Consider the following 272-nt stretch of genomic DNA (forward strand, 5'->3'; position numbering starts at 1 on the left):
CGCTGGGGCCCAAGGCCAAGGGCGGCCGGCCAGCGTGGCCGACCGAAGTGATGGTCAGGGTGTTGCTGTTGCAGCAGTTGTACAACCTTTCCGACGACGCGCTGGAGTATCAACTGCTGGATCGGCGTAGCTTCGTGCGGTTTGTTGGCCTGGACGGCAGCGGCAAGGTGCCGGATGCGAAAACGATCTGGGTCTGGCGCGAGCGCCTGAAGGACAAGGACGTGATGGGCGACATCAGCGCGGCGATCAGCGGCCAGTTGGCGCGTGCCGGG

1 protein-coding gene is annotated in these 272 nt (G+C 65.4%); it reads left to right on the forward strand.

All coding sequences use genetic code 11. From position 1 onward, the window contains the following. A partial coding sequence (locus tag XpopCFBP1817_RS21445; protein WP_146090231.1) for a transposase occupies positions 1–272 on the forward strand: 272 nt, incomplete at both ends.

The organism is Xanthomonas populi (assembly GCF_002940065.1).
Lineage (GTDB): Bacteria > Pseudomonadota > Gammaproteobacteria > Xanthomonadales > Xanthomonadaceae > Xanthomonas > Xanthomonas populi.